21 protein-coding genes are annotated in these 21,407 nt (G+C 69.1%); 11 read left to right on the forward strand and 10 right to left on the reverse strand.

Translation table 11 applies throughout. The annotated features are described in order from the left end of the window. Nucleotides 1–63 precede the first annotated feature (63 nt). Entirely contained in the window at nucleotides 64–2,832 is a 2,769-nt protein-coding gene (locus ABD255_RS42905) for a helix-turn-helix transcriptional regulator (RefSeq protein ID WP_344222638.1), read from the reverse strand. Nucleotides 2,833–2,942: 110 nt separating this feature from the next. On the opposite strand from ABD255_RS42905, the gene ABD255_RS42910 reads away from it, so the two are divergent. Genes ABD255_RS42910 through ABD255_RS42920 form a run of 3 tightly spaced genes read left to right on the forward strand, consistent with a single transcriptional unit; the run spans nucleotide 2,943 to nucleotide 4,982 of the window. Continuing rightward, nucleotides 2,943–3,497 carry a TetR/AcrR family transcriptional regulator gene (locus ABD255_RS42910; RefSeq protein ID WP_344222639.1) on the forward strand — a complete coding sequence of 185 codons (555 nt, stop codon included), beginning with the start codon at nucleotides 2,943–2,945 and terminating at the stop codon, nucleotides 3,495–3,497. After that, on the forward strand, nucleotides 3,490–4,230 hold the full coding sequence (locus tag ABD255_RS42915) for an ABC transporter ATP-binding protein (RefSeq protein WP_344222640.1): 741 nt from the start codon (nucleotides 3,490–3,492) through the stop codon (nucleotides 4,228–4,230). Before ABD255_RS42910 ends, ABD255_RS42915 begins: the two co-directional genes overlap by 8 nt. Next, entirely contained in the window at nucleotides 4,227–4,982 is a 756-nt protein-coding gene (locus tag ABD255_RS42920; protein WP_344222641.1) for an ABC transporter permease, read from the forward strand. Before ABD255_RS42915 ends, ABD255_RS42920 begins: the two co-directional genes overlap by 4 nt. Before the next feature lie 8 nt (nucleotides 4,983–4,990). On the opposite strand, the gene ABD255_RS42925 is transcribed toward ABD255_RS42920, so the two are convergent. From ABD255_RS42925 to ABD255_RS42935, 3 genes are read right to left on the reverse strand one after another with little or no spacing between them, the layout of a single operon-like run. Then, nucleotides 4,991–5,614, reverse strand: coding sequence for a hypothetical protein (locus ABD255_RS42925; RefSeq protein WP_344222642.1), 624 nt, complete (start codon nucleotides 5,612–5,614; stop codon nucleotides 4,991–4,993). 12 nt (nucleotides 5,615–5,626) lie between these two features. Beyond that, complete coding sequence (locus tag ABD255_RS42930) at nucleotides 5,627–6,058, reverse strand: hypothetical protein (protein WP_344222643.1); 432 nt, start codon at nucleotides 6,056–6,058, stop codon at nucleotides 5,627–5,629. After that, nucleotides 6,055–6,369, reverse strand: coding sequence for an STAS domain-containing protein (locus tag ABD255_RS42935; protein WP_344222644.1), 315 nt, complete (start codon nucleotides 6,367–6,369; stop codon nucleotides 6,055–6,057). Before ABD255_RS42935 ends, ABD255_RS42930 begins: the two co-directional genes overlap by 4 nt. A 144-nt stretch (nucleotides 6,370–6,513) precedes the next feature. On the opposite strand from ABD255_RS42935, the gene ABD255_RS42940 reads away from it, so the two are divergent. From ABD255_RS42940 to ABD255_RS42950, 3 genes are read left to right on the forward strand one after another with little or no spacing between them, the layout of a single operon-like run. Beyond that, complete coding sequence (locus ABD255_RS42940; RefSeq protein ID WP_344222645.1) at nucleotides 6,514–7,215, forward strand: response regulator; 702 nt, start codon at nucleotides 6,514–6,516, stop codon at nucleotides 7,213–7,215. Continuing rightward, nucleotides 7,212–8,576 (forward strand): HAMP domain-containing sensor histidine kinase, encoded by a 1,365-nt coding sequence (locus ABD255_RS42945; RefSeq protein WP_344222646.1) that lies wholly within the window; start codon nucleotides 7,212–7,214, stop codon nucleotides 8,574–8,576. Before ABD255_RS42940 ends, ABD255_RS42945 begins: the two co-directional genes overlap by 4 nt. After that, the gene (locus ABD255_RS42950; protein WP_344222647.1) at nucleotides 8,573–9,163 is read left to right on the forward strand and encodes a GerMN domain-containing protein; all 591 of its coding nucleotides are present in this window, start codon (nucleotides 8,573–8,575) and stop codon (nucleotides 9,161–9,163) included. The genes ABD255_RS42945 and ABD255_RS42950 overlap by 4 nt, the downstream gene beginning before the upstream one ends. A gap of 15 nt (nucleotides 9,164–9,178) precedes the next feature. On the opposite strand, the gene nhaA is transcribed toward ABD255_RS42950, so the two are convergent. The 4 genes from nhaA to ABD255_RS42970 form a co-directional block, all read right to left on the reverse strand. Continuing rightward, complete coding sequence (nhaA, locus tag ABD255_RS42955; RefSeq protein ID WP_344222648.1) at nucleotides 9,179–10,510, reverse strand: Na+/H+ antiporter NhaA; 1,332 nt, start codon at nucleotides 10,508–10,510, stop codon at nucleotides 9,179–9,181. 132 nt (nucleotides 10,511–10,642) lie between these two features. Beyond that, nucleotides 10,643–12,253 (reverse strand): ABC transporter permease, encoded by a 1,611-nt coding sequence (locus ABD255_RS42960; protein WP_344222649.1) that lies wholly within the window; start codon nucleotides 12,251–12,253, stop codon nucleotides 10,643–10,645. After that, on the reverse strand, nucleotides 12,250–13,152 hold the full coding sequence (locus ABD255_RS42965; RefSeq protein WP_344222650.1) for an ABC transporter ATP-binding protein: 903 nt from the start codon (nucleotides 13,150–13,152) through the stop codon (nucleotides 12,250–12,252). Before ABD255_RS42965 ends, ABD255_RS42960 begins: the two co-directional genes overlap by 4 nt. A gap of 88 nt (nucleotides 13,153–13,240) precedes the next feature. Next, nucleotides 13,241–13,924: a TetR/AcrR family transcriptional regulator gene (locus ABD255_RS42970; RefSeq protein ID WP_344222651.1), complete on the reverse strand. Its 684-nt coding sequence runs from the start codon at nucleotides 13,922–13,924 to the stop codon at nucleotides 13,241–13,243. A gap of 72 nt (nucleotides 13,925–13,996) precedes the next feature. Between ABD255_RS42970 and ABD255_RS42975 the strand changes: the two genes are divergently transcribed. From ABD255_RS42975 to ABD255_RS42990, 4 genes are all read left to right on the forward strand, one after another. Further along, complete coding sequence (locus tag ABD255_RS42975) at nucleotides 13,997–14,476, forward strand: hypothetical protein (RefSeq protein WP_344222652.1); 480 nt, start codon at nucleotides 13,997–13,999, stop codon at nucleotides 14,474–14,476. Nucleotides 14,477–14,647: 171 nt separating this feature from the next. Next, a complete protein-coding gene (locus tag ABD255_RS42980) occupies nucleotides 14,648–15,898 on the forward strand; it encodes a carboxylate-amine ligase (RefSeq protein WP_344222653.1) in 1,251 nt (416 codons plus the stop codon). Then, a complete protein-coding gene (locus ABD255_RS42985; protein WP_344222654.1) occupies nucleotides 15,895–16,545 on the forward strand; it encodes a HemK2/MTQ2 family protein methyltransferase in 651 nt (216 codons plus the stop codon). The genes ABD255_RS42980 and ABD255_RS42985 overlap by 4 nt, the downstream gene beginning before the upstream one ends. 198 nt (nucleotides 16,546–16,743) lie before the next feature. Beyond that, a complete protein-coding gene (locus tag ABD255_RS42990; protein WP_344222655.1) occupies nucleotides 16,744–17,631 on the forward strand; it encodes a hypothetical protein in 888 nt (295 codons plus the stop codon). A 574-nt stretch (nucleotides 17,632–18,205) separates the two neighbouring features. Here ABD255_RS42990 and ABD255_RS42995 read toward each other — a convergent pair. After that, nucleotides 18,206–18,883, reverse strand: coding sequence for a winged helix-turn-helix transcriptional regulator (locus ABD255_RS42995; RefSeq protein WP_344222656.1), 678 nt, complete (start codon nucleotides 18,881–18,883; stop codon nucleotides 18,206–18,208). A gap of 114 nt (nucleotides 18,884–18,997) precedes the next feature. On the opposite strand from ABD255_RS42995, the gene ABD255_RS43000 reads away from it, so the two are divergent. Next, on the forward strand, nucleotides 18,998–19,855 hold the full coding sequence (locus tag ABD255_RS43000) for a class I SAM-dependent methyltransferase (protein WP_344222657.1): 858 nt from the start codon (nucleotides 18,998–19,000) through the stop codon (nucleotides 19,853–19,855). Between the two features lie 67 nt (nucleotides 19,856–19,922). On the opposite strand, the gene ABD255_RS43005 is transcribed toward ABD255_RS43000, so the two are convergent. Further along, nucleotides 19,923–21,374, reverse strand: coding sequence for a glycosyl hydrolase family 18 protein (locus ABD255_RS43005; RefSeq protein ID WP_344222658.1), 1,452 nt, complete (start codon nucleotides 21,372–21,374; stop codon nucleotides 19,923–19,925). Between the last annotated feature and the right edge of the window lie 33 nt (nucleotides 21,375–21,407).

Raw genomic sequence — 21,407 nt, forward strand, 5'->3', positions numbered from 1 at the left:
GTCGGTAACCCAGCCACGTCTGCGCGGAGTTCCGGCTGTACGGATCTGGACTGGCGGCCGACGCTAGGCCGAGGTTGCTGTGTCCTGGGGCAGGATGGTGGGGATTTCTCTGCGGGAGGTGATGCCGAGTTTCGAGAAGACCTTCCGGAGGTGCCAGTCGACTGTGTGTGGGCTGATGAACAAGCGGGCGCCGATCTCCGGGTTGGTCAGTCCGTCGGTGGCGAGTCTGGCGATTTGCGCCTCCTGGGCGGTGAGGGCCGTGTGCGTCGCGGCGGCGCGTTTGCGAACCTTTGCTCCCGTGGCCTGCAGTTCGCGACGCGCTCGTTCGGCGAACGCGTCCGCACCGATCTCGCTCAGCATCTCGTGGGCGACGCTCAGCGGCGTACGAGCGTCCTCGCGGCGGTTCTCGCGGCTCAGCCACTCGCCGTACAAGAGGTGCGCGCGCGCCAGGTTTACCCGGACCCGGGTTCGGGAGAGTCGCTCGATCGCCTCACGGTAAAGGGTCTCCGCGGCGGCGCCCTCGCTCAGGAGTGCGCGCGAGCGCGCCTCGACTCCTAGCGCCCAGTCAGTGCCGCTGGCCTGTGTCACCTCCGTGAGCTGCTCGAGCGCGCCGGACGCCAGCTCGGACGCGCCGCTACGTACTGCGGCCTCGACCAGCTCGGCCAAAGCCCATTGCGGCGCGCCGAACTCCTGCTGGTGTCTGGCTGCCGCTTGGGCCGCGGTCGCCGCATCCTCGTACTGCGCGAGGCCGTTGCAGAGCACCGCGTGGTGGCAATGTGCGACGGTAACTCCGAGCCCCTGGCCATGCAGCGCGGCCTCGCTGAGCGTGGCGTCGATCAGCGTGCGTGCCTCGCGCTCGCGGCCACGGACGGCAGCCAAGGCGAGAGCCCCGAAGGGCGGCTGGTTGCTGCCGGTCGCCGCGCTCACTGTTCTTACCTCCTCGATGACCGACGACGCCGCCGCCAGATCGCCGGCGAAGACGTGCACGACTGCGCTCGAGTCGAGTGCAAGGGGAAGCTCGCTGAGCGCGCCGGCCTCACGAGTGATCGCCACGTGACGCGCCGCGACCGTGTGCCATCGCTCGAGGTCCCACAGATCCGCCGCGATGACCCCGGCAAGCAAGAGCCAGCGCAGCGACTCCTGGATGGGGACATCCTCGTCACAGAACGCCGTGAGTACTCGCTCGATCATCGGCACCGAGGCCGCGTAGCCGTCCGTGAGACGCACGGCAAGGGCATCCAGCAGCTGGTCGGTCGCGCGCACAAGCTGCGGCGGCGGCGCCCCGCGCGCTGCCTCGCCCACCTCCCGCCACCCTGGGTCGCGCGCGAGGTGGCCGGCGAATATCACCGCCGCGACCGCTTCCAAGTAGGTGTCACGAGCGAGCCCCACGTCGAGCTGCTCGAGTCGGCGGGCAGCAGCGACCAGCAGCGGAGGGGCCTCCTTGCCACGGCCCTGCGCGAACGCGATCCCCGCATGCAGTACGTCGATCCGCGCGCGCGTGAGCTCGTCGGGCAGTCCGGCCTTCGCCGTGGCGAGGAGAGCGGCCGCCGGCTCGAACGCCCCGGCCTGGAATTTCGCTTGGGCAGCCTCCACCGCGCGCTGCGAGCGGCGGGCCGGATCTTGCGTCAGGTCTGCCGCGCGCTCGAGGAACGCGGCCATCGCCGCGATGCCGCCGCGAGCCTGGGCCCGCGCCGCCGAACGCTCGAGTTCCGCGGCGACGGCCTCGTCCGGGCCTGGCGCGGCTTGCGCACGATGCCACGCCCGGCGATCGGGATCGACGTCGGCGTCGATCGACTCCGCCAGCGCGCGATGTGCCGTCTGCCGGTCCGTCAGGGAGGTCACTCGGTACACCGCCGAGCGCACCAGCGGATGCCGGAAGCGCACCTGGGTACCAAGCGTCATCAGTTCCGAGGCGTCGGCGTCGGACGCGGCGGCGTCCACGTCGATGCCGAGCCGCTCGGCCGCCCGCCGCAACAACCGCACGTCGCCGACCGGCTCGGCGGCCGCGGTGAACATCAGGCGGCGAGTCTCGGCCGGGAGCGACTCGACCCGGCGGAGGAACCCCCACTCGATCTGGCTCCACACCGGCCGCGCCTCCGGTTGCCCGAAGCCGCCGGCCATCTCCGCCGCGGTCCAGCCGCGGGGCAGCTCGAGCAGGGCCAGCGGGTTGCCGTGTGACTCGGCGACGATGCGGTCGCGCATCCGCTGGTCGAGCGGACCGGTGACGACCGAGTCGAGGAGCGTTCGGGAGTCGCGCTCAGGCAGCCCCTTGACGGGCAGCTCGGGGAGGCCGGGGAGAGTCTTGTCCGGCGTGGGTTCGCGGACGGCGAAGACCAGCAGGACCGATTCCGCGAGCAGCCGGCGGGCGACGAACTCGAAGGTCAGTGCCGATGCGTGATCAATCCACTGCGCGTCGTCGATGAGGCAGACCAATGGCTGGTTCCCGCCGGCGTCCGCGAGGAGGCTCAGAGCGGCCAGGCCGACGAGGAAGCGGTCGGGCGCGGTCCCCGTACGCAGACCGAACGCCGTGGCGAGCGCGTCTCGTTGAGGCTCGGGGAGGTGGTCCAAACCGGTGAGCAGTGGGACACAGAGCTGGTGCAGGCCGGCGTAGGACAGCTCCATCTCGGACTGGACTCCGGCAGCCCTCACGATGCGGCATCCGGTCGAACGTTCGAGAAGGTACTTCAACAGTTCGGTCTTCCCGATCCCCGCCTCGCCGCGCAGAACCAGCGCGGCACTGCGCCCCGCTTTGGCGCCCCCCAAGAGCCCGTCGAGGGCCCGACACTCGTCTCCCCGCCCGATCAATCCGGACCGTGATCCGCTGAGTGTCACCGCAAGCCTCCCGGCGTCGAGAATACTCCGGCCGCGCCCGGGTCGACAGGCCCTCGTACTTACCTCGAGTGGCTTGCGTGAAGCTAATGTTAGTGACTAACATTAGCTCTGTGAGCAGTCGTGCTGAGCAGACCCGGATCCGTTTGTTGACGGCCGCGTTGCGGTTGTTCGGTGAGCGGGGGTACGACGCGGTGGGGACGGCTGAGATCGCCGCTGAGGCCGGGGTGACCGAGATGACGTTGTTTCGGCACTTTCCGAGCAAGGCGAGCCTGTTGGTCGACGATCCGTATGACCCGGCTATCGCAGTGGCCATTCGCGAGCAGCCCAGAAGCGTCGACCCTGTTGCCAGGGCGGCGCGTGGCGTGCGGGCGGCTTGGCGGGAGATTCCCGCGCCGGACAGTGAGGATGTCAGGATTCGGTTGCGGATTGTGGCGCAGACGCCGTCTCTGCGTTCCAGTTTGGCCGCGGGAACAGCCGCTAGTACGGAGGCCATCACGGAGGCCTTGGTGGCCGGCGGTACGGAGAGGCGGGACGCCGCTGTTGCCGCGGGGGCGGTGATGGGGGCGCTCAACGCGGCGCTCCTCGAGTGGAGTTTGACCGAGGATGGCGGGCTCGGTGACGCCATCGAGAGCGCACTCGACCTGCTGGAGAACCGGCATGGCTGAGTACGCGATCGAGGCCGAGGGACTGATTCGGACTTTTACCGGCGGCGCGGGCGTCAAGGGAGTCGGGCTGCATGTCGGCCCCGGTGAGATTCATGCACTGGTCGGGCTCAACGGGGCCGGGAAATCGACTTTGTTGCGGCTCATGCTTGGGATGCTCGCTCCGACGGCGGGAAGCGTCAGGATTGCCGGCAGACCGCTTGCTCAGACCGACTGGTCCGCCGTTGGGCATCTGGTCGAGTATCCGTTGGCCTATGGCGAGCTAACGTGCCGGCAAAACCTGAGCCTCAGTGCGCGGTTGCACGGCGTACCGGCTCACCGGGTCGACGAGATGGTCAGCGCCGTCATCGCCGAACTGCGTCTGACCGAGTACTCCGATCGCCGCGCCGGCAAGCTGTCGCTGGGGAATCGTCAGCGGCTGGGTCTCGCATCGGCCCTGCAGCACCGGCCGTCGGTGATCATCCTCGACGAGCCGACCAACGCGCTCGACCCGTCCGGGGTCATCCTCCTGCGTCAAGCACTGCTCGCCCGCGCGGCCGCCGGAGCCGCCGTGCTCGTCAGCAGTCACCATCTCGACGAGGTCGCCAGGATCGCGAACACCATCACGGTTGTGAACTCCGGCCGAATCATCGGGGCACTTGACCCGCACGGGACCGACATCGAGCGGTCGTTCTTCGACCTGGTCCTCGCCGATGACGAGGCGACGGCAGCGGCAGCGGAGGTGGCGACACGATGAACGCCGCGCTGGTGACCGAGTACAGCAAGTTCGTTCGAGCAATGGTGCCGAGGGCAACAACTCTCCTGCTGGTCCTGGGCATCAGCCTGATCTGCTCGGCGATGCTGCTGGCAACGGACACCGACGACCCTCAACTCGCCGCCAAGCTCGGACCGCTGCTGGACCCGGGCGGCTGGAACGGCTACTTCACCCTCGCCGCACAGGTCACCGCGGCGGGCGGTCTCATCGGGCACGGCGCGGTGCTCAGCTGGATGTTCGGCCGCGAGTTCGCCGAGGGCACGATCAGCGGTCTGTTCGCCCTGCCGGTGTCCCGCTCCACCATCGCCACCGCCAAGCTGGCGGTGTACCTCGGCTGGAGCCTGGCGGTCGGGATTGCCCTGCTGGTCACGCTGATCATCAGTGGCCTCGTCTTCGGACTCGGGGACATCCCTGCGAGCGCAGTACCGGCGATGCTGCGTCAACTGGTTCTCACCTTGCTCACCGGGGCGATCGCAGTACCGGCCGCGTGGGCCGCCACTCTCGGCCGGTCGGTTCTGACCGGAGTCGCCACCGCGATCGGTCTCGTCGTGCTCGCCCAGGTGACAGTGGTCTCGGGTGCCGGTGGCTGGTTCCCGATCGCTGCTCCGGGTCTGTGGGCGATCAGCGGCGGCGCTGAGGTCTCCGCAACACAGCTCGCCCTGTCGCTCACCGTACCGGCGGTTGGTGCGGCGCTGACGTGGCACGCCTGGCGAAACCTCCAGCTCGACCGCTAGTGAGGCGCTCAGTCTTCGCCCTGTCCACTCTCACGGAGGTAATAGTCAACGAGATCGACTCCTGCTGCCGGCATCGCCTGTAGCCACTTCGCGAAGACCTGTGGATGGCGGCGTTCGAGCTCGTCCAGGTACCTGCGGCGCAGCTCGGCGAGCAACTGCCGGCTTTCCGGTGCGGATGTGTCGGACAACGCCGCGGAACTGTGTTGCCAGGCTGCACAAAGCTCCGCATCGGTGAGCCCCGCCGGCTCGACGGGCAGCCACGGCTGGGGATGCTGCTCTTGATTGCTGTTCTCCGCCAGGGCGAGCGGCGCTGTCGCGGCGATGAGGACCACGAGCGGAAGGGTCGCCAGACCGATGGACGCTGCGTAGCCGCTGATGGCGAGCACGCCGGCACCGGCTCTGACCGCCCAGCGGACGACCTCGCCCAGCAGGCGCCTGGTCACCTGCTCGCTGACCGACAAGACACTCAAATACACCGAACCGACGACGAACGCGGGCATCAGGAAGACCACGAGAGCCGTCAGCCAATTGATGAAGAGCACCGCCGACACGAGACCGATCACGGCCAGGAACCCGCTCCCCGCCATCCAGATCTTGCGGCGCAGGACGACGATTTCGCGTCCGGAGAGCACTGGGAGGACCGATCATTCCGCCGGCAGGTCGGCGGCGATGCGGAGGGCGGTCAGCGCGCGCCGGATGTCGAAGATATCCGGATAGTTGATGAACGTCCCGTCACCGCACAAGCAGACGGCGGCCCGGCCGTCGCTGGTACGCCCGGCCACCTCGACGGCTCCGGTATCGTCGTCGAGCAGGAACCAGCCCTCCTGGTCCAACTCGTGCAGTGCGTGCTTCCAGTCCGCGTGGTGCAGGGACAGTCCCGCGCTGTAGGAGTACTCCCGGCTCTGCTCCGACCAGTTCACCTCGACGAAGGCGTCCGTCGGCGCGGGAACGTCGTCGTCGGGCTTCGGCAGTACGAGGAAGCCCGTGCCGGTGACCGGTTCGAGGTACGCGGTGTGCGCGGCGAACTCGACCACCGTCACCTCGACGCTGTCGCCACCGTCCCCCGGCACAGTCACGCCGCCGGCTCGATCTCGAAGACCTTGTCCAACCCGGTCCGGCGCAGCAGGTCGGCCGTACGCCGGTTCGCGTGCCGGATCACCACCCCGCCCCCACGGCGACGGCAGACACGATGAGTGTCCAAAAGGGCGGCCAGTAGCGCAGAGGAGATGTGGTCGATGTCGGACAGGTCGACCACCACCAGACAGGCACCGTCCATCACGATGTCGCGCAGTTGCCACCGCAAACCGGTCAGGCCTTCGGCGAGCATGTTGTCGGTGACACTGACGATCGCCTTCTGTGGCAGCGGGTTGTGGACTGGGTTCGGCATGTGATCGCCTTCGTCGCTGGACTGACCGGGGTGCTACCAGCATCCGGCGCGCACTTTGAGACCGGTCGGGCCGCTTCTTTACGATCAGATGACGAGACAACCCCCGCCCGTCACAGTGGGACGGGGGTTTGCCACGATGGGCGGATGCCGCTGCAGGTTCTCGTCGTCGAGGACGACGACCGGATCAGGGCGATCCTGCGCCTCGCGCTCGAGGACGAGGGGTACGAGGTCGCCGAGGCGGGCGACGCCGAGACGGCGCTCGACCTGGCGCGCTCGAACCCGCCCGACCTGATGCTCGTCGACCTGATGCTGGGCGCGACCGACGGTTACACCTGCATCCGGGAGGTCCGGCGCAACAGCGACATCCCGATCGTCGTGGTGAGCGCGAGATCCGACACCCACGACATCGTCGCGGGACTGGAGGCCGGTGCGGACGACTACGTCACCAAGCCGTTCCAGGTCAAGGAGATCACCGCCCGCCTCCGCGCGCTGCGCCGCCGCCTGCGGACCGCCTCGGACGCCGCGGAACCGGACGTGGTTCTGGACGCCGACCCTCGGCGCAGCCTGGTTCTGTCCCAGGCCCGCGGCGCGGCCCGCCTCGACGGTACGGACGTGCCGCTGACCGTCACCGAGTTCCGGCTGCTGTCCGAACTGGCCTCCGTGCCCGGCCGCGTCCTCAGCCGGCCCACTCTGCTGGAAGCCGTCTGGGAGCACGGCTTCTACGGCGACGAACGCATCGTGGACGTGCACATCCGGCGGCTGCGCACCAAGATCGAGCGCGATCCGAGCCATCCCCGCATCGTCGTCACGGTCCGCGGCCTGGGGTACCGGCTGGACCCGCAATGACCCTCGGCGCCGGGCCCCTCGGCCTGCGGCACCGATTGATCCTCGCCTTCGCCGCGGTGGCCCTGCTGGTCTCGGCCGTGTTCGCGGCGACCACCTATCTGCTGGCCCGCGGTTACCTGCTGGGGCAACGCGAGCGCGTCGTACAGCATCAGGCGTTCGCCGACGCGGAGTTCGTCCAACGCCGGCTGGAGACGGCCGGCGCCGACATCTCCGAAGTACTGACCTCCGTCGGCCCGCCCGCGGAGAACACGATCATCCTGCGCTGGCGTGGCCAGTGGTACGCGTCGTCGCTCGACACCGGCCAGGACGACGTACCGGCTGCCCTGCGGGCCGAGGTCTCCGCCGGGAACACGGCGACCCAGCGGTTTCGCGCTGACGACGGTCCGGCGGTGGCCGTCGGTGTCCGGCTGCAGTCCGCCGACGCCGAGTTCTACGAGTTGGCACCGCTGACCGAGCTCGAAGGGATCCTGAACCTGCTCAGCGCCGTACTGGCCGGCGGCGCGCTGCTCGCCACCGCCGCCGGAGCGGCGCTCGGCGCCTGGGCGAGCCGCTCGGTGGTCACACCGCTCAACCGGGTCGCCGCGACCGCCGCGAAGATCGCCGGCGGCCGCCTCGACAGCCGGCTGCCGACCACTCGCGACCCGGAACTGACCACCATCGTCGGATCCTTCAACAGCATGGTCGACACGCTGCAGCAGCGGATCGAACGCGACGCCCGGCTGGCCGCCGACGTCAGTCACGAACTTCGCTCCCCGCTCACCACGCTGGTCGCCAGCGTCGACGTGCTGAACGCCCGCCGAGCCGAGCTGCACCCGAGGTCCCGGAAGGCGCTCGACCTGGTCACGGCCGACCTGGACCGCTTCCGCCGCCTGCTCGACGACCTCCTCGAACTCGCCGGAGCCGACGCCGGCCTGCACGAACTGCCGCAGCAGACCGTTGACCTGAACCAACTGCTGGCTCTCGTACTGGCCGAGGTGGGCGCCGATCCGGCCCTGCTGACCGGCGTCGACGACGCGCTGGTGACCGGGGACAAAGCCCGGCTGAGTCGGCTGTTCCGCAACCTGATGGAGAACGCCCAGCGGTACGGCGACGAGTTGACTGCCGTCCGGGTCAACGAGATCGGAGACGAGTACGTCGTCACCATCGACGACGCGGGGCCGGGCGTTCCCCCGCCCGACCGCGAGCGGATCTTCGAACGCTTCGCGACTGGTGCCCACCGCCGCGGCTCCTCGTCCGGAACCGGTCTCGGGCTCGCCCTGGTCGCCGAGACCGCCGCCGCGCACGGAGGTGCGGTGTGGTGCGCCGAGGCTCCGGGTGGCGGCGCGCGCTTCGTCACGCGGCTCCCGAAGGAACACCGATGAATCGCTTACGGCGCCTCCTCACCGCTGCCATCGTTGCGACGTTCATCGCAGGCTGTGGTGTGCCCAGTCAGAGCACGCCAGTACGAGTGAATCCTGCGGACCTCCCGTCGCCGCTGGTGGCTCCGGACACCCCGGTCTCTCCCCCGGGCACGGTCAGACCTGGGCAGTCCGCGGTACGGGTGTACTTCGTGCGGGACGCGCGACTGGTCGGCCTCGCCCGGGAAGCGACCGGGACGTCCGCGGCCGACCGGATCGACGCCACCATCGCCGCACTGCTGGCCGGGCCCAGCCAGAACGAGCAGGCCACCGGGCTCGCCACGACGCTGCCGCCAGGCCTCGTACTGCGTATCGCCGGAACGACCGGGACACGGGTCCAGCTCGAACTGGGCGGCGAAATCGGCGGCCGATCAGCCACCGAGAACGTCCTCACCGTCGGCCAGATCGTCCTGTCCCTCACCTCGCTGGCGTCGGTCGACGAGGTGAGCTTCGTCCAGGACGGCTCCCCCGCCCAGGCGCTGCTGCCCGGCGGCGCGCTGACCGACAAACCGCTCACCGCGACCGACTACGCGCCGCTCACCGCACGCTGACCCCGGTCGGTCCGCTCACCGCGGCCGGGGATCGCCGGCATCATCGGGATCGGAGTACACATCGGGTATGCCGTCGTGGTCGAGGTCCGCGGTCTCGGCGGCGTGGATCACCTGGTACTGCCGGTTCCGGACCCGCAGGATGATCGTGGCGATCAGCGCCGCTGTGAGCGATCCGGCCAGGACGGCGATCTTCACGTGCGCATCGCGCTCGCTGCCCGCCTCGAAGGCGAGTTCGCCGATCAGCAGTGACACGGTGAATCCGATCCCGCCCAGGACCGCCAGTCCGGCGACGTCCACCCAGCCGAGGTCGGGATCCAGCCTGGCCCGCGTGAATCTGGCGACCAGCCAGGTCGCGAGCGTGATCCCGATCGGCTTTCCGATCACCAGACCCGCGATGACCCCGAGCGCCACCGGGTCCGACAGGGCCTTGCCCAGGCCACCGCCTTCGCCGTTGATCGCCACTCCGGCGGAGAAGAACGCGAAGACCGGTACGGCGACTCCGGCGGACAGCGGCCGGAACCGGTGCTCGAAGTGCTCGGCCAGCCCTGGCCCGGCGTCCGGACCACCGGCCTTCTCGCTCCGCAGTACCGGTACTGCGAAGCCGAGCAGGACCCCGGCCACCGTCGCATGTACTCCGGACGCGTGCACCAGCGCCCACGCAGCGAACGCCAGCGGCAGTAGGAGCCACCATGAGCGCACTCGGCGCTGCACAAGGAAGGTGAACGCTGCCAGTGGGATCAGCGCCAGCAGCATCGGCCCGACGGACAGATGCGCGGTGTAGAAGATCGCGATGATGACGATGGCCAGCAGGTCGTCGACAACGGCCAGCGTCAGCAGGAACGTGCGCAGCGCGGACGGCAGGTTACGGCCGATGATCGCCAGCACCGCCAGGGCGAACGCGATGTCCGTCGCGGTCGGGATCGCCCAGCCGCGCAACCCGCCCGAGTCGAGGTTGACCACGACGTAGAAGGCCGCCGGGACCAGTACGCCACCGGTCGCGGCGGCGATCGGCACGACCGCGCGCGCCGGGGTTCTCAGGTCGCCGGCGACGAACTCGCGCTTCAGTTCGAGGCCGGCGACGAAGAAGAAGATCGCCAGCAGACCATCGGCCGCCCAGGTCGCCGCCGACAGGTCGAGGTGCAGCACCGACGGACCGAACGTCAGGCCGCGCAGGGACTCGTAGGAGTCCGACCACGGCGAGTTCGCCCAGAGCAGGGCGAGAACGGCACCCACCAGCAACAGCGCGCCGCCGATGGTCTCCTTGCGCAGGATGTCGGCGATGCGGCTCGCCTCACCCCACGACCCCCGGCTGAACAGCACCGGCGTACGACGTGATTCGGAAGCCATCAGGACATCTCGCTTTCAGGGGTCGGGTCGAGAACCGCCGACCAGACTTCCCGGCACACCTGATACTGCCCTGACAGCCTAACCGCCGGCCACGTCTGACACCATGTCGGCCCCAGTTGCCGTGGGCAACGGTCAGTTCAGCTCGAGGTCGCGACGCCGGAAGGTGACCCGGCCGGCCGCGACCAGCGCCCCGGCCACCACGACGAGAACGGCCAGTGGGAGGACGCGCAACGAGGACAGCGGCATGATCGTTGTGTGACCGAACGGCGACACATCGGCGAACATCGCCGGGAGGTCGAGCAGGGGTCCGAACATGCCGAAGATGACGGCGTAGGCGACCAGGATCCAGGCGCCGGCGGCAACTCCCGGTCTGATGCCGACCAGCGCCGCGGCCAGGCCGCCGACCACCAGGACGGCCGGCAGGAACGCCAGGGATCCGACCACCAGTTGACCCACGATCTCGATCCCCGCAGCGCCGCTGAGTCCGCCGAGGCCGAGGCCCAACCCGCTGACCGCCAGCAAGAAGGCCGAGGCGAGCGCGGTGAAACCCAGCCAGGCGCCGTACCAGCGGTTGCGGCTGACAGCGGTCGCCAGTACGGCTTCGGCGTGGCCGTTGCGTTCCTCGGCCTTGAGGCGCAGTACCGAGGTGACGGCGAAGGCGCTGATCATCAAGGCGAAGAACAGGGCCATGCTCGTGTAGAAGGCGTCGGTCGGTTCCTGGCCGTTGGCGTTGAAGATCTCGGCCATCTCCGGGTTCTCGGCCACCGCGTCGGTGACGGAGTCGCTCAGGGATCCGGTCGCCAGGGCGAACACGAACAGGCCGATCGACCAGCCGATCAGTCCACTGCGTTGCTGACGGGCCGCCAGGGCGAACGGCGTTGCCAGTGCGGGGCTTGCTTCGGCACGCCCTAGCCGCGGCGGAAGCAGGCCTGCGCCGACGTCACGGCGTACGGACAAGCGGTAGCCGACGGCGACGGAGCACGCCAGGACACCGAGGGAGAGCAGCAGCGGCCACCAGCGCAGGTCGACGTACGGGCGGGTCTGCTGGATCCACGCCAGCGGTGAGAACCAGGACAGCAGGTTGCCGCCCGGCTGGGCCGCGTCGCCGACCGCGCGCAGGAGGAAGGCAGCGCCGACCATGGCCATCGCCAGACTCGACGCCGCTCGTGCGTGCTCCGTCAGTTGGACGGTGACTGTCGCGATCCCGGCGAAGACCAACCCGGTCAGACCGATGCCGGCACCGACCGCCAGGGAGTCGACGGCGGACAGGCCGCCGGACAGCATCGCCAGTGTTGTCAGTACTGCGACCGCGAGGTTCGCGAGCGCTGCCACGATCAGCGCGGCGGTGGTCGCGGCATGCCGGCCGACCACGGCGGAGCGGACCAGTTCGCTCCGGCCGGTTTCCTCCTCGGCCCGAGTGTGCCGAACGATCAGGAAGATGCTCATCATGGCCGCGGGTACGGCCAGCCAGAGCACCATCTCGTTGGTGATTATGGCGCCGAGGGTGTAGTTGTCCAGACCGTAGCCGGGACCCGACATCATCGTGGCGGCTGGGGAGTCCATCAACTTGGCGCGGACCTGGCGTTCCTCGGGTGTCGAGTAGACCGTCGGCAGGGCACTGACGGCGTACAGCATGCCCAGACTGATTCCGCCGGCCCAGAGCGGAATCTTCACCCGGTCACGGCGCAGCATGAACCGGACCAGGTCGCGCGTGGCCACCAGGGACTCGCGTGAGGTCGTCATGCCTGCGCTCCGACCAGGTCGTCGCCGTACTGACGCAGGAACAACTGCTCCAAGGACGGCGGTGCGCTCTGCAGAGAGTGCACGCCCATCGCGCCCAGCGCCTGGATGACCTTGGGAAGGTGGTCGTTGTCGACGTCGAACACGATGGTCCCGGAATCGACTCGGAGGTCATGTACGCCGTCGATCCCGGAAAGTTGCTCAGGGCCACCGTCGGCCGAGACCGTGATCGTGGTGCGGGTCAGATGCCGCAGCTCGGCGAGGGTCCCCGTCTGCACGGCGCGCCCGGCGCGGATGATCGTGACCGTGTCACACAGCTTCTCGACCTCGGCCAGGATGTGGCTGGACAGCAGCACCGACCGCCCGGCCGCCTTCACTTCGGCGATGCACTGCTGGAACACCGTCTCCATCAACGGGTCCAGACCGGAGGTCGGCTCGTCCAGTACGAGTAGCTCCACCTCAGCCGCCAGCGCGGCGACGAGCGCGACCTTCTGCCGATTGCCCTTGCTGTAGGCGCGCCCCTTCTTGGTGGGGTCGAGCTCGAACCGGTCGAGCAACTCCTTCTTGCGCGTCGGGTCCGCCCCACCGCGCAGACGGCACAAGAAGTCGATGGCCTCGCCGCCGGTGAGGTTGGGCCAGAGGCTGACGTCGCCCGGTACGTAGGCCAGTCGGCGGTGCAACTCGACCGCGTCGTTCCAGGGGTGCAGCCCGAGTACTTCGACCGAGCCGGCGTCGGCGCGGAGCAGACCGAGCAGGATTCGGATCGTGGTGGACTTCCCGGCGCCGTTCGGGCCGAGGAACCCCGCGACCTGGCCGGGCCGGACGATCAGGTCGAGACCGTCGAGGGCCTTCACCTGACCGAAGGACTTGTGCAGTTGGCGAACTTCCAGGGCAGCAGTCATCGCAGCACCTCTCAAGAGTGGATCCGGGGTATCCCGGCGTGATGTCGTCTGGTTCCAGGCAGCGCCCGCGACGGGGCGCACCGGCGTACTACGGTTCGATCGGCCCGGCAGGCGGATCGCAGACGTACATCAGGTAGTCGTCCAGCATCTTGCGGTCGGTGAACAACCCTTGGGTCAACACCTCCAGCGCCGGCAAGGTGATCTCTTCCGACAGTTGCCGCAACTGCTTGCTGAAGTCATCGATCTCGGTGAAGCCCGGATGCACTGCCACCCACAGCAGCAGGGATCCGAGGCCCTGCATCGCCAGGTAGCGCGCGCGGCCGGCGGGATCACGGCTCGGCTTGATCACGCCGCTCTCGACTCCGGCGGCCAGATACTCCTCCGCGTCGCGGCACATCTGCTCGACGAAGGCCGTCGCCAACTCTCCCCCGGCCTGCAGGCTGCGCAACGCGTACAACGCCAACGGCGCGAACCGCTCCACCTCGGCCAACTGCGCGATCATCACCGTCGCGCTGCCGGTCACTGCCTTGGTCTTCTCGGTGCGGATCACTTCCAGCACGTACTTGTCGCACGCCTGCCGCAGGCCGTCCTTCGAGCCGAAGTAGTGCATCACCAGGCCCGCCGTGACGCCGGCATCGGCCGCGACCACTCGCAGCCCGACGGCGAACCCGTCCCGCGCGAACCGCTTGATCGCCGCATCCCGGATCCGCTCAGCCGTCGCCTCCCCGGATCCCCCAGGACCCGAGGCACCGACGGCCCGCGTTGAACGCATGTTCAAAGGTTAAACACACGTTCAACGCGGGCGCAACCCCGCCGCACCGGTTCAGCCCGCAGAATGTTCCGCATGAGGAAGCGACGGCGCGGACGGTGGAGGCGCACCACCGGCGAGTCCCTGCGTTGGGCGCTCGTGTGCATCTCGCTGCTGCCGCTCTGTCTCTGGATCACCTCCGCCGATCAGGCGGAAGACCGACTACTGGCCGACGCCCCCGTGGTCACTGGCATTGTCGTGGACGAGCCCGTACCTCTGATCGAGCGCAGCCAGCCCCTCACGATCGCCTTCACCACCTCGCGGGGCGAACGTGTCGAGATGACGATCGAGAAGTACCTCGTTCCTTCCCGGACCAAGGGACAGAGCATCGAGATCCAGTACGCCTATGACGGAGACGAGGTCCTCGCCCGCGAAGCAGGCTGGGAGCCGGACTTCTGGAGTCGATACCTCTTCCTCTTCATGGGGATCGCCGGCGCGGTCGCCGGGGTCACGATCCTCATCGTGAGCTGGCACCGCCACCCTCAGAAACTGCGCGAGCAGCCGAGACCGGACTGACGATCGTGCCGTTGGCCTGGGCCGACGGCGATCACCGACACAGGTTGCCGCAGAGCAGGCGGCGGCTTGGAGGGTTGGCTCATGAGCCAGGGGGTATCGGGGGTTCAGGTTCAGAGGGGAGCCTTGGGGACCTGGGGTGCGTGTAGCGCCCGGTACGGACGGGAGGCACCCGTGAGCGACGCCAAGTCCGTTGAGCCGCGCAGCGGGGTGGGGGTCAGCCACCCGGTGCTGAGCGCGCCCGTGGTCGATGGGAGCGGTCTGCCAGGACGCGGAGTTCGCAAGGACCACCGCGGGTTCCAGGGGTCCAGCGGCGCCCTGACGTCCGGTCCGTGGGGCGGCACGGCGCTGGACGGGGCACTGCTTCGGTCGTTGTTCTCGAGCACTGTGCCCGGAACCGTAGGGTTCGAGGAGGAGCTCCTGGTGGTGCACCGCGGGAGCTGGATGCCGGCGGATGCCGCCGGTGTGGTGGCGGGCGTCGGCGACCTCCGGGTGAAGCCAGAACTGCCGGCGTGCCAGCTTGAAATCGCGACCTCCGTCCACGAGGACGTGGCAGGCGCCGTCGACGAGCTGCGCTCGTGCCGAGCGCTGGTCGCCGCTGCCTGTGGATCCGACCTGGCCGTGATCGCCACGCCCGTCCACCCGCTCCTCGACGGACCCACCGCACTGTCGTCCACGGAGCGCGCCGCCGGGCTCGGGGCCCGCTACCGCGAGATCATCGGCCGGCAGCTGGTCTCCTCCTTGCAGGTGCACCTAGCCTTCGGCGACGCCGACTGCACGCTGGGCGTGTACCACGCACTGCGGGACCTCCTCCCGGAGCTAGCCGCACTGGCAGGTGCCGCGCCCTTCGCCGCCGGACGGGACACCGGCCTGTGCTCGGTACGCCCGGTGATCGCCTCCCAGCTCCCCCGGCAGGGTGTCCCTCCGATCATCAACTCCTGGGAGCAGTTCGCCGAAGACCTCGCCTGGATGGTCCGAGGGGGTGCCGTTGCCGACGCGTCCGAGTGGTGGTGGGAGCTCCGACCGCACCTCCGCTACGGCACGCTCGAGCTGCGGGTCCTCGACGTGCAGGCGACCACGGATCAGACCAGCGCGATCGCCCGACTCGTGCACGCGCTCGCGACCAGGCTCGCCGAACAGCACCTCCTCGGCGAACTCCAACCACCCGCACCAACCTGGAGGATCGCGGAGAACCGCTGGTCCGCCCTCCGCGACGGTGTCCGCGGGGAACTCCTCGACCTCCACACCGGCGAGCCCTACCCCACCCACCGTCGCCTCCACGACCTCATCAACACCGCCGAGCCCTACGCACCGGACGGCCTGGACGACGTACGAGCGCTGGTGGAGCGCCCACCGGTAGACCACCTCCGAGCGCTCGGCCCCGAACGCGTAGTCCCATGGCTCGCGGAGGTGTTCACCGTATGAAGCTGTTGACCCTTCCTGGCGTCTTTGCCCCGATCTCCGACTCGTGGATGCTGGCCGACGCCATCCGGGAGGAGGGCATCGGGCCGGGGTCGCGAGCGCTTGACATCTGTACCGGGAGCGGGCTTCTCGCCCTCACCGCGGCGGAATGCGGGGCGACCACGACCGCGATCGATGTCTCTCGGCGAGCGCTGCTTACGGTTCGGCTCAACGCGATGCGGCACGGCCTCCGCGTACGGACGCTCCGAGGGCGGACGTTCGCGCCCGTGGCCGGGGAGCGGTTCGACCTGATCGTCAGCAATCCGCCGTACGTGCCGTCACCGCGGCCGGACGTACCCCGCTATGGCGCGAGCCGGGCGTGGGAGGCGGGGCACGACGGGCGGATCGTCCTCGACGCGTTGTGTGACAAGGCTCCCGACCACCTGTTGCCCGGTGGGGCGCTGCTTCTTGTGCACTCGTCGCTCATCGGCACCGACGCCACCTTGGAGCGGCTGCGACGAGCCGGGCTGGTCGATGTCGAGGTGCGAGCGTGCGTGCGGGGGCCGCTGGGTCCGCTGATGCGCGCGCAACAGGCCGCGGGGACGATCCCCGCCGACATCGACGAGGAAGACGTGGTGATCATCCGGGCGAGCGCCCCACCGTCCCGCTGACGTGTCCGGCATCCAGCCGGCACCCGCTCGCTCGACCTCTCGGCGGCGCTCCTGGCGAACATCGGTTCCGATCACATCGTGGCCTGCGGCAACCAGCCGGGTTACAGCCAGTCGTCAATTGGTTGCCTAGAGCCCCCGTACTGCGCGGCGCCGCCGGTTGTCTGGACTGGGGGTGGGCGGGCGGGGCACTGTGAAGGGGTGGACGTTGGGGCGGTGGCTTTGGAGTTGTATGGGCTGAGCCCGGAGGAGTTCACTGCTGCTCGGAATCAGCTGGTCAAGGCGACCAGTGGGGCTACGTCGGTGGCGATCAAGGGGTTGCGGAAGCCGACGCTGGCGGCGTGGCTGGCCAATCTGCTGGTGCGGACGGATCCGGAGGGGATCAACGCGCTGACTGAGCTCGGCGAGGAGCTTCGCGCGGCGCATCTGTCTGCTGACGGTGGGCGTTTGCGTGCGCTCACGCCTCGACGACATGAGCTCATCGGGACGTTGGTCAAGACTGCTGAGGCCGAGGCTGAGAAGGTGGGGCGCTCGGTGACTCCGAGCGTTGCGGGGCGCCTTACCGAGACGCTCGATGCCGCGCTTGTCGATCCTGGGGCCGCGCAGTTGCTGCGGAGCGGTCAGCTGACCAGCGCGCTTCGGCATGTTGGGTTTGGGGTTGTCGACGAGAGTGGCTCCCCCGCCCGGTTCGCGCCGATGAAGCCGAGAACTGTCCGCAGTACGCCTGTGAAGAAGGCTGCCAAGAAGGCCGGCCGGCCGCAGGAGGTTGGGCCCGATCGGGCGTTGGAGCGGCGCCGTGCCGAGTTGCGCGCGCGTGCGGATGAGGTCGAGGCCGAGTACCTGGAAGCTGAGGCGGAGCGCGCTGAAGCTGAGTCTGTGCTGGATGCGAACCAGCACCTGGTCGCGGATTTGCAGGCGACCATGGAGCGGCTGAGCGAGGAACTTGATCAGGCCCGGCAGCGACTGAAAGTCGCTCACCGCGAGACGGGGCGACTGGAACGGGCGCTGGACCGCGCCACCAGGACGGCGGCAGCGGCTCGGCGCCGTCGGGATGCGCAGCAGCAGCGGCTTGCGAACTTCGACGCGTGATCAGCAAGGTGTGGCCAGGAAGGGCAAACCGTTGTGCTTCAAGCGGTCTCCATAGGTGGGGCGGCCCTGGCCGGGGGTAGCCGGGGCCGCCGTCACCTCGGCCGGTGTGTTCACAGCCGGGGTCTGCCGCCGGTGTGCCCCGGCGGCGCCAGTGACAGGTAGACCAGCGCGGGCGGATTCCTGCCGTCGGGGTGCTTCGCGCCGGACGCCTAGTTGATTGCCTGGCCGAGACCCGGCTTTCAAGCTTGGCTGCACTCGGCTAGGCCGATGCTTGTCCGGCGCGAAGCAGTCTTCGTCAACTCGGACGCCCATCCGGGCTGACGCTTTCAGCATGCGCTCCGGATACCGGCAACACCAGACTTGGCCGGTTGTTCGGTATCCGGCGCCGGTTTGCGGCGGAGTTGTCCTGCTGCCTCGGGCCCGAAGGCTTGGGCCGGCACCGCGCGATCACCCTTACCATTCAGCCAGACGCGCCGGGTGATCACGAGGGCGGCGGTGGCGGCCCGACCGGCACGATGCAGTTCGCCTGGACCGAGACAACGAAGTACAGAGCCTGACGATCGCCTTCGACTAGCTAGCTCATCCGCTCGCGGACAGCCGGTACGAACGGGCTCCAGAGGAACCACGCGGGCAGCGCCCGGAGCAACCGAGGTGGCCCGGTAAGAGCGACCGTACCGTCGACGCCCGCCTGGGTCAGGGTGATGATGCCGGAGAACACCCGCATCAGATCGACCGGCTTGGTGGTGACAACGACGTCGGTGTCGAAGCCGGGGTGAGTGGTGCACACCGACGCTTCCTGGCGGTCGAGAACCAGCCAGATCCGGGTCGGGTCGTCGCCCTGGTAGTCGAACTCGACGGTGACGCGCTGGGTGGGCAGTTCCTCGTGGTTGATCCGCCGGGACATCCACCAGGTCAGGGTGACCGGATCGACCTCGCGCGGCTGCGGCTCGGAGAACATCCACCGCACCGCCCACTCGCCGATCGCCATGATCACGCCTTCGAGGTCGCGACCCGCCGGGGTGAGTTGGTATTCGTGGCCGCGGGCAACGGGTACCCGCTCGAGCACGCCCTTGCGTTCGAGGTGGTGCAGCCGTTGCTTGAGCAGCGTGCGCGAGATCCCGGGCAGGCCGCGGTCGATGTCGTTGAAGCGCCGGCTGCCCAGCACCAGTTCCCGCACGATCAGCGGGGTCCACCGGTCCGCGAGCACCTCGCTGGCCAGCGCCACGGGGCAGTACTGGCCGTAGTCTCGCACGCGCCCATTCTGCGCTCAGGTACAGGATTTGTACCAGAGGAGTCCAGAACCTGTACTAGGAAGCCTCCGCCGCCCGGTGATGCGCTGGAACCCTCATCAGACGGAGGGGACACCATGACCACCAGTTTCGACCCGATCGTGTTCAAACGGACCACTCGTGCCCAGTGGGAGGACGCCGCGGAAGCCTGGCACCGTTGGGGTCCGACCATCGAGGACTGGCTCGGCGAGGCCACCGACGCCATGCTTCGCGCCGCCGATATCAGCAAGGACGACCGCGTGCTGGACGTCGCTGCCGGCGCAGGCGGGCAAACCTTGGCCGCGGCACGGCTGGTCGGATCCGGCGGCAGCGTTCTCGCCACCGACATCTCTCCCACCATCCTCGAGTACGCCGCCCGCGTCGCCACCGAGGCCGGCTTGTCGAACGTGGAGACGCTGGAGGCCGACGGCGAGAACCTGTCGGCACTCGAAGAGGGCCGGTACGACGCCGCGATCTCCCGCGTCGGCCTGATCTACTTTCCCGACCAGCAGGCCGCCCTCACCGGGATCCACCGGGCGCTGCGTCCCGGCGGCAAGTTCTCCGCGGCCGTCTACTCAACCCCGGATCGCAACGGTTTCTTCTCGATCCCGGTCGGCATCATCCGCCGCCGGGCGGAACTCCCGCCTCCTGTGCCCGGCCAGCCCGGCCCGTTCAGCCTGGGCGGTCCCGGTGTGGCCGAGAAGGCGTACTCCGCGGCCGGGTTCCGCGATATCACGGTCACCACCGTGCCGTCGCCGGTTCGTCTGCCCAGCGCCGCCGAGTGCGTCCGGTTCGAGCGCGAGTCGTTCGGCGCGCTGCACCAGATGCTGTCCCGGCTGGACGAGGACGGGAGGGCGGCGGCCTGGCAGGAGATCACTGAGCAACTGGCCCAATTCGACGGCCCACAAGGCTTCGCGGGCCCGTGCGAGATGCTGATCGTCACTGGGACTCGCTGAACGGCAGAGAAGCTCCCCGCACAGGGGCGGGGAGCTTCTCGAGCAGTTCAGTCAGATCAGGCGGGTATCAGGCCGGCAGCGTCCACAGCTGGTTGCTGCCGCCCGAGCAGTCCCAGATCTGCAGGCGGGTGCCGTCGGCCGAGCTCGGACCGGTCGCGTCCAGGCAGCGACCCGAGGCCGGGTTGCGCAGGGTGCCGTTCGACTGGGCCTGCCAGGCCTGAGCGCCGGTGCCGTTGCAGTCGTACAGCTGGACCTTGGTGCCGTTGGCCGTGCCCGCGGCGGTGATGTCCATGCACTTGCCCAGGGCCCGGATGGTGTTGTCGGTGCCGACCGTCCAGGTCTGCGCCGAGGTGCCGTTGCAGGTCCAGAGCTGGACCGCGGTTCCGTTGGCACTGTTGGCGCCGGCCACGTCGACGCACTTGCCGGCGATGCCTTTGATCGGTCCGGTCTTGCCGCCGGTGGGCGGGGTGCTGCCGGTGGCGGCGTCGTAGATCGCGCTGACCAGCGAAGTACTGCCGGAGGTGTCCTGCGACAGTTCCCAGTTCATGATGCCGCCGGCGTTGGCGAGGGCCCACTGGGTCTTGCGTTTGATCGTGGGAATGCCGTTGTAGCACTGCTGGGCGCCATTGACGCTGACACAGTCACGGTTGGCGTTGGCCGGGTCCATCGCGACGAACTGCGCGTACGTCAGGTAGTTCGGGCGGCTGTAGAACGGGACCCCGAGCACCGTCTTGTTGGCCGGCAGGCCGCGGGACTTCCAGAAGTTGGCCGCGTTGATCGACCAGTCGTAGTTGGCGTGCGGGCTGCCGCCGTCATACGCCATGATGTTGAGGAAGTCGACGTACCCGAACACGGCAGGCTGGACGCCGTTGGCGGTGCCGCCTTCGGACACCACGGCCGCGGTCAGGATCTTGCCGTTGGCATGCAGCGTGTTGCTCAACTGCTGCATCAGCGCGGTGTAGTTGTTGCCGGAGGTGCCCGGGTCGGGGTACTCCCAGTCGATGTCGACGCCGTCGAGGTTGTACTGGTTCACGACGCTCATCACGCTGTTGACGAAGGTGGTCCGGCTGCCGGAGTTGCCGGCCAGCGCCTCGAAGGCGGAGTCGTTGCCGTCGTTCCAGCCGCCGATCGCCAGCGACACCTTGACGCCGTTGCTGTGCCCGAGGCTGACCAGCGAGCTGAGCTTGCCCGGGTCCGGAATCCCTTGCAGGGTGCCGTTGGAGTTCGGCAGCGCGAACGCGTAGTTGATGTGCGTCAGCTTGCTGTACTGGATGCTGTTGACGCTGCCGGACCACGACGGCATGTAGCCGACGCTGCGGAACCCGTTCGGCAGCGCCGCGGCCGCGGAGGTCGCCTCGGCGGCGGCGGCGGCGGCGGCGGCGGCGGCGGCGGCGGCGGCGGCGTCAGCCTGGCGGGGGACGAGCATGGCCGTGGCGCCGGCCGCGACGGTGGCGAGGGCCAGCGCGGCGGCGGGCCACCTACTTCGCGGCTTGATCCAAGCTGAAGAAAAAGAGGTCATGGGGCGGTTGTCCTTTACCTTCCGGGGGCGGGT

Origin of the sequence: Kribbella sancticallisti (assembly GCF_039530625.1) — a bacterium.
Classification (GTDB): Bacteria; Actinomycetota; Actinomycetes; order Propionibacteriales; family Kribbellaceae; genus Kribbella; species Kribbella sancticallisti.

Excerpts from the sequence above, each read along its gene's own strand:
- ABD255_RS42970 (WP_344222651.1), bottom strand. The coding sequence starts at position 13,924 with ATGCGTTCAACGCGGGCCGTCGGTGCCTCGGGTCCTGGGGGATCCGGG.
- ABD255_RS42965 (WP_344222650.1), bottom strand. The coding sequence starts at position 13,152 with ATGACTGCTGCCCTGGAAGTTCGCCAACTGCACAAGTCCTTCGGTCAG.
- ABD255_RS42920 (WP_344222641.1), top strand. The coding sequence starts at position 4,227 with ATGAACGCCGCGCTGGTGACCGAGTACAGCAAGTTCGTTCGAGCAATG.
- ABD255_RS42985 (WP_344222654.1), top strand. The coding sequence starts at position 15,895 with ATGAAGCTGTTGACCCTTCCTGGCGTCTTTGCCCCGATCTCCGACTCG.
- ABD255_RS43000 (WP_344222657.1), top strand. The coding sequence starts at position 18,998 with ATGACCACCAGTTTCGACCCGATCGTGTTCAAACGGACCACTCGTGCC.
- ABD255_RS42960 (WP_344222649.1), bottom strand. The coding sequence starts at position 12,253 with ATGACGACCTCACGCGAGTCCCTGGTGGCCACGCGCGACCTGGTCCGG.
- ABD255_RS42940 (WP_344222645.1), top strand. The coding sequence starts at position 6,514 with ATGCCGCTGCAGGTTCTCGTCGTCGAGGACGACGACCGGATCAGGGCG.
- ABD255_RS43005 (WP_344222658.1), bottom strand. The coding sequence starts at position 21,374 with ATGACCTCTTTTTCTTCAGCTTGGATCAAGCCGCGAAGTAGGTGGCCC.
- ABD255_RS42935 (WP_344222644.1), bottom strand. The coding sequence starts at position 6,369 with ATGCCGAACCCAGTCCACAACCCGCTGCCACAGAAGGCGATCGTCAGT.
- ABD255_RS42975 (WP_344222652.1), top strand. The coding sequence starts at position 13,997 with ATGAGGAAGCGACGGCGCGGACGGTGGAGGCGCACCACCGGCGAGTCC.
- ABD255_RS42950 (WP_344222647.1), top strand. The coding sequence starts at position 8,573 with ATGAATCGCTTACGGCGCCTCCTCACCGCTGCCATCGTTGCGACGTTC.
- ABD255_RS42945 (WP_344222646.1), top strand. The coding sequence starts at position 7,212 with ATGACCCTCGGCGCCGGGCCCCTCGGCCTGCGGCACCGATTGATCCTC.
- ABD255_RS42915 (WP_344222640.1), top strand. The coding sequence starts at position 3,490 with ATGGCTGAGTACGCGATCGAGGCCGAGGGACTGATTCGGACTTTTACC.
- nhaA (WP_344222648.1), bottom strand. The coding sequence starts at position 10,510 with ATGGCTTCCGAATCACGTCGTACGCCGGTGCTGTTCAGCCGGGGGTCG.